Origin of the sequence: Frankia sp. Allo2 (genome assembly GCF_000733325.1) — a bacterium.
GTDB lineage: Bacteria > Actinomycetota > Actinomycetes > Frankiales > Frankiaceae > Frankia > Frankia casuarinae.
Genome location: NZ_JPHT01000045.1, coordinates 1 through 6,125, shown reverse-complemented (window position 1 = coordinate 6,125; position 6,125 = coordinate 1). Strand labels below are relative to the sequence as shown.

Genomic DNA, 6,125 nt, shown 5'->3' with positions numbered 1-6,125 from the left:
CCAGCCACCGCCTCACCACGCCGATGGTCAGCCGGCGTGATCCGGCGCCGGTCCCTGAACCGGACCGCGCGGCGCGACCTCCGCCCGGCCGACATCACGTCCGCGCCGTTGCGGGTGGACTACCCGTACAGCGTGGTCGCCGCGCCGGATGGTGCGGTATACGTGTCCCAACGGCTACGCCACCGGGTGCTCCGGATCGAACGCGACGGCCGGACGGTTCACGTGGCCGGCTCCGGCAAGAGCGGCCCGCACGGTGACGGGGGGCCGGCCGTCAACGCCGAGCTGGACAACCCGTGCGGGCTGGCCCTGGGCCCCGACGGTTCCCTGTTCATCGCGGACAGCTTCAATAATCGGATCCGCCGGGTCGCGCCGGACGGTCGGATCGTCACCGTCGCCGGCTCCGGCCGTCACGGCCCGCCGGCCGGCCCCGCCGCCCGGCACGCCGCCTCGCTCAACCTGGCGCATCCGCACGGCGTCTACGTCGACGCGGCGGGCCTGGTGTACGTCGCGAACACCGGCGGCCACCAGGTGATCCGGATCGACCCGGATCTGCGGGCGGCACCGCTGGCGGGGGCGGGNGTCCCCNGCCNGTCCGGAGATCACGGACCCGCCCAGTTCGCCCAGCTCCGGCGCCCGCACGACGTCACGGCCCCGCCCGGACGGAATGTCTACCTCGCCGACACCGACAATCACCTGCTGCGGGCTGTCGACGCCGACGGGATCATCTCCACGGCCGCCGGGATGTTCTACGGCGCGTCCCCCGACGACGGAGCCCCGGCCCGGATCGCGGACGTCGGTCGACCCCACTCGCTGGCGCCCACCCCCTCGGGCGGTCTGCTGGTCACCGACCCCGATCGGGGACGGGTCCGCCTCGTCACCCACGATCGACTCGTCCGCATCTTCGCGGATGCCCGAACAGGTCTGCGGCGGCCGCTCGGTGTCACCGTCCACAGCGACGGCACCGCCTTCGTCGTCGACACCGCCCAGCACCTCATCCACCGTCTCCCGGTCGCATAGACCGGTCACCCGGCAAAGCATGGAAGACCCGGACGATGGTCAGTCCCCGGCACCATCAGCGGCGTCGGCACCATCAGCGGGGTCGGCACCATCAGCGGCGTCGGCATTCGTGCGTCCGGCGGCCCGGTAGGCGTTGGCGAGGTTTCCCTGCGAGGTCAGGGTGTCGCGGTGATCCGGTCCGAGGACACGCCGCTGGTCGGCCAGTACCCGCTCGTACAGGTCGATCGCCTCCGCGAGGCGCCCCGCGGCCGCAACGGCGCAGGCCAGGTTGTTCCAGGTGATCAGGATGTGTGGATGGTCGGCGCCGAGAACACCGCGGGCATCGGAGAGAACCCGCTCGTACAGATCGATCGCCTCGGGCAGACGTCCGAGCGCCTGGTAGGCGTCGGCGAGATTGCTGCGGGAGAGCAGGGNGTCGGGATGGTTGTCGCCGAGAACGCCTTCCCGGCCGGTCAGTACCTGCTCGTACAGGTCGAGGGCCTCAGTCGTCCGTCCGCTGGCCTGATAGGAGCTGGCGAGATTGTTGCGCACGAGGAAGGTCGTGAGATGCTCCTGGCCGAGAACCCGGACGACGTCGACGAGAACCTCTTCGTGCAGCCTGATCGCCTCCGCCAAGCGCCCCGCCGTCTGGTATGCGTTGGCCAGGTTGCTCCGGGCCAGCAGGGTGTCGCGATGGTCCGGGCCACGGATCCGTCCAGCGTCGTCGACAACCTGCTCGAGCAGTTCGACGGCCTCCGCGATGCGTCCGGCGGCCCAATAGGCGCTGGCGAGATTGTTACGGCTGATCCCCAGATTGGGATCATCGGATTCGAGGATGCGGCTGGCCCGCGCCAGGATCCGCTCGTACAACCCGATGGCCTCGGAAATGCGTCCGGCCTTCTGCAGGGCGAGGGCGAGGTTGTTCCGGAGAACCAGGGTGTTGGGGTGGTCGGTTCCCACGACCTGCTCGGTTCGAGCCAGCACCCAGGTGTGCAGGTCCACGGCGGCGGCGAGCTGTCCGGTTTCCTGGAGATAGAGCGCCGCCAGATTGCCCAGCCCCAGCATGCCCGCCGCGTTCGCGTCCGCCGGGGACGGCTCGGCTTCGATCTGGGCCTGAAGGTGTGGGAGCAGCGCGGCCCAGCGCGGCCAGGCCGCCGGATTACCCTGGATCGCGGTGGGCAGGGCCCTGATCATCAACCAGCCGACGGTGGCCCGGAACTCCAGGTGCCGCGACGTCGGAACCCGGNCCCGCAGCACCGCCTGCACCAGCCGATGCAAGGTGATGGTTCCCTGTTCGACCTTGCCCAGCCCGAGAGCACGGAGGCGGGCGACCACGTCCCCCCAGCGCAGCGGGGAGGAACAGGCCGCGCTCAGCGCCGACCAGAGCGTCCCCTCCCCGTTGCTCTCCCCCAGCTCCCCGTTGCTCTCCCCCAGCTCCCCGTTGCTCTCCCCCAGCACCACCAGCGCGGGAAACAGGTCGAGCGGGATGGGCTCCGGACCGAAGAATCCGGCCAGCTGCAGCAGCTCGACGACGGCCGGTTCGTCCGGTCCGATCTCGTCCAGGGCCAGGTTCCACGCCGCGGCGACAATGAACGGATAGCGGTCCGGTTTTCCGCGGGTAAGGAGTTCCCGAGTCTCCACGCGCAACGCAGCCAGGTAGTCCGAAACGGTCATGCCGCTGGCGGCGAGCCAGGCTCCGGCCTGTTCCGCCGCCAGCGGCAGGTCCCCGACCGCGGCCGCGAGCCGCTCAGCCTCGGCGTCCTCCAGCGCGGCTCGGTGCCTCCTCAGCAGATCGATCGTGTCCCTCCGGGGCAGCACCGCGACCTCGGTTGCGGTAGCCCGACCGGCCCAGTCGGGGTTGCGCGAGGTAATCACGAGATGTCCGAACTCGGCGGTCTCCGCGGCCTGCAGAAGCCTGGACAGGTAGGGGTTGGTGGCGGTAGCACCGGCGTTGTTGCCCATGACGGCATTGCCAATAACGGCATTGCCAATAACGGCATTGTCGACGACCAACAGCCACCGGCGATGAGGTCGACCGGCGCGCAACGCCTCGGCCGCCGCGGCGGCCGCTGCCTCGTCCCCCTCCACGTGGGCGAGTCCCAGCTGGGCCGCGAGGGCGGCGAGGCCGGCGACGACCTCCGTCATCTTGTCGCCGCGGATCCACCAGACCAGGTCGTAGGCGTGGCTGTACCGGTAGGCGAACTCCACGACGAGCTCCGTCTTGCCGACCCCGCCCAGGCCATGCACCACCTGGGCCCGCACCCCCGGCACAGGGGAACCGGGGCCGGGCACGGCCCGGTCGAAGCCCGTCAGTCGCGCGCGCAGCTCGGCGAGTTCGGATGCACGCCCGACAAAGCGGGGGTTACGCACCAGTTCCGGCGGCAGCCCCCACACGAGCGGGGGCCGACCCGGATACCGCGCTGCCCGTTCGGACTCGTCCGCCGCCGCGGGCACGTCGCGGGTGTCACGGGTGTCGCGGGTGGGGAGCGGCGTGGGATTGACCGACCGCACCTGCCCTGTCACGGCGGCACGTATCCCGTCCAGCAGCCGGGCGCGAGCGGCTGCGGCGGCGCCCGGCCCGGCCAGGTCGGTCAGGTCGGTCAGGTCGATCCAGGTGAGGCTGCCGAGCAGGCCGAGCGTGCCGGGCTCGCACGGCTCGACCTGCACCGGAATCAGCCGGCGTCCCCGCCCGCCCATGTCCGCCGCCCAGATCGCCTGCCACTGCGCCGCCGCGCCGACCGAGGCGAGATAGGCCGGGGTCAGCACCGCCAGGAGCCGGCCTGCGGTGGTCAGTCCCGCCTGGACGAGCGCAGGCCAGTTCGACCCGGGGACGAAGTCCCATGCCTCGAGCAGCACGCGGCGGCCAGCCCTCTCCAGGGTGTCCGCGATCCACTCCGCCCACGCCTGGTCGACGCCGGCGTAGGAGACGAAGAAGTCCACCGTCTTCCCGGCGTCGTGGGTGGTATCCGTGCCAGCCGGGTTCATCGGCTGGCCACCCGGACGCCCCGCCAGTCGAGAGGTGAAGGCCGGGATCAGGCGTTGGGCGGCAGGTCGGTGCCGGCACCGCGCTGACGTAGCGCGACCCGCTCCAGGCCCGCGCCCATGGCCAGCGCCGCCTCGGCGTCGGTGTTGAGGCCTTCCACCGTGAATCCCGCCTCGGCGATCATCTTCAGGTCCTGGTGGCCCTCCTGACCCTCACTGGTCAGGTAGTCACCAAGGAAGATGGAGTTCACCACCGAGAGGGCGAGGGGCTGCATCGAGCCGAGATGAATCTCCCGGCCGCCCGAGAGCCGCACCTCGGCCGTGGGGTTGACGAACCGGACCATGGCGAGAATGCGCAGGCACTGCCGGGGGTTGAGGTTCCACTCCGCCCCCAGGGGCGTGCCCTCGAATGGCATGAGGAAGTTGACCGGGATGGAGTCCGGGGCGAGCTCGCGCAGCGCGAAGGCGACGTCGACGAGGTCCTCGTCGCTCTCCCCCATGCCGGCGATGATACCCGAGCAGGGTGAGAGGCCGGCGTGCCTGGCTTCCTGCACCGTGTCGACCCGGTCGTTGTAGGTGTGCGTCGTGCAGATGTCTGCGTACTTCTCACCGGCCGTGTTCAGGTTGTGGTTGTAGGCGTCCGCACCGGCCGCCCGCAGCTGTGCGGCCTGCCCGTCGGACAGCAGGCCGAGGCACGCGCACACCTCCACGTCCGGATGCGCGGTCTTGATCGCGCCGATCGTGTCCGCCACGCGGTCGACGTCCCGGTCCGTCGGCCCGCGGCCGCTCGCGACCAGGCACACCCGGCGGGCACCGCCCGAGATGCCGGCGCCGGCCGTCGCGGCGGCCTCCTCGGGCTTGAGCCAGGTGTACTTCAGGATTCCCGTGTTCGAACCGAGCCGCTGCGAGCAATAGGAACAGTCCTCCGGACAGAGTCCGCTCTTGAGGTTCACCAGAAAGTTCAGCTTGACACGCCTGCCGAAGTACCTCCGCCGGAGCCGGTAGGCGGCGGCGACGACGTCCAAGAGATCGTCGTCGTCACTGCGCAGGACGGCCAGGGCCTCGTCCCGGGTCGGAGCCTGACCACTCACCCCCTTGCTGACAAGGCTGTTCAGAGTGGCTGACAGGTCCATGTCCGTCATCCTCGATCCTCTGCTGGCACGGCGGGCACTGGCGGGCGGCGGAAACCTGCGGGTGATCGTCCTTCCGCCGCGTCCACACTCTCATCGTTGCCTTGATCGGAACCAGCGATCGCCCACGTCGGGGCGGGGGTACGGCCGGGGTTGCCCGGACGTGGACGTGGCCAACCGGCGCCGGCGGGCAGGAAGGGGNGGNTGGGNATGTGGCGACTGGATCCCGGGTGGAGGAGAACGACGCGTGCGTGTCGGGCGACAGCGTCGCCGGCGCCCACCCCACACCGACCGAACCAGCGACTGGACCTTCGAGTGGAAACTGGACCTTCGACCGGAAAGTGAGGCCCACGAGTGAGCCCGCAAGGATCCGACTCCGACGTCGTGACGGTGCCGCGTGACGCGGCGTCACCACAGACGGTGTCGCGTGACACCGCGTCGGTCCCGCCCGCCGACGAGGTCGTGCTCCTCGACGCCGAACGCCGCCCCTGCGGGACGGCGCCGCGGATCGCCGTGCACGGCCTCGACACCCCCCTGCACCTGGCGTTCTCGTCCTACCTTTTCGACCCGTCCGGCAGGCTGCTCGTCACCCGCCGGGCGCTCGACAAGCGGACCTGGCCGGGGGTGTGGACGAACAGCTGCTGTGGGCATCCCCGCCCAGGCGAGGATCTGGCGCGGGCCGTCGAGCGCCGGGTAGGCCAGGAACTCCGCCTGGAGTTGACCGACCTGCACTGCGCGCTGCCGGACTTCGCCTACCGCGCCACCGCCGCCGACGGTCTCGTGGAGAACGAGGTCTGCCCGGTCTACGTGGCGCGGGCGCTCGGGGACCCGGATCCGGACCCGGCCGAGGTGGTCGAGTGGCGCTGGGTCGAGTGGGACGACTACCGCCGGGTGGCCGCCGCCGCGCCCTGGGCGCTAAGCCCCTGGTCGGTCGACCAGATGGCGGCGTTCAGCGCGGCGGCCCATCCGCTGACCGCCGCGCTCTCCCTCGTCTCCGGCGGAACCCACGCCTGAGCC

Annotated in this window: 3 protein-coding genes and 1 pseudogene; 2 read left to right on the top strand and 2 right to left on the bottom strand. The window is 71.1% G+C overall.

Annotated elements, in window-relative coordinates; all coding sequences use genetic code 11:
- Positions 1-1,017, top strand: a pseudogene (locus ALLO2_RS28405) (hypothetical protein); the annotation flags it as partial.
- 39 nt (positions 1,018-1,056) lie between these two features.
- Here ALLO2_RS28405 and fxsT read toward each other — a convergent pair.
- Together fxsT and bioB are read right to left on the bottom strand one after the other, a co-directional pair.
- The gene (fxsT, locus tag ALLO2_RS20245; protein WP_035734188.1) at positions 1,057-3,981 is read right to left on the bottom strand and encodes an FxSxx-COOH system tetratricopeptide repeat protein; all 2,925 of its coding nucleotides are present in this window, start codon (positions 3,979-3,981) and stop codon (positions 1,057-1,059) included.
- Between the two features lie 47 nt (positions 3,982-4,028).
- On the bottom strand, positions 4,029-5,111 hold the full coding sequence (gene bioB, locus ALLO2_RS20240; protein WP_035734200.1) for a biotin synthase BioB: 1,083 nt from the start codon (positions 5,109-5,111) through the stop codon (positions 4,029-4,031).
- A 417-nt stretch (positions 5,112-5,528) separates the two neighbouring features.
- Here bioB and idi point away from each other — a divergent pair, with 417 nt between their 5' ends.
- Positions 5,529-6,122: an isopentenyl-diphosphate Delta-isomerase gene (gene idi, locus ALLO2_RS20235; protein ID WP_035734199.1), complete on the top strand. Its 594-nt coding sequence runs from the start codon at positions 5,529-5,531 to the stop codon at positions 6,120-6,122.
- Positions 6,123-6,125: the final 3 nt, after the last annotated feature.

What these genes read in the sequence shown, in the direction of transcription:
- bioB (WP_035734200.1), bottom strand. Translation starts at nt 5,111, where the DNA reads ATGGACCTGTCAGCCACTCTGAACAGCCTTGTCAGCAAGGGGGTGAGT.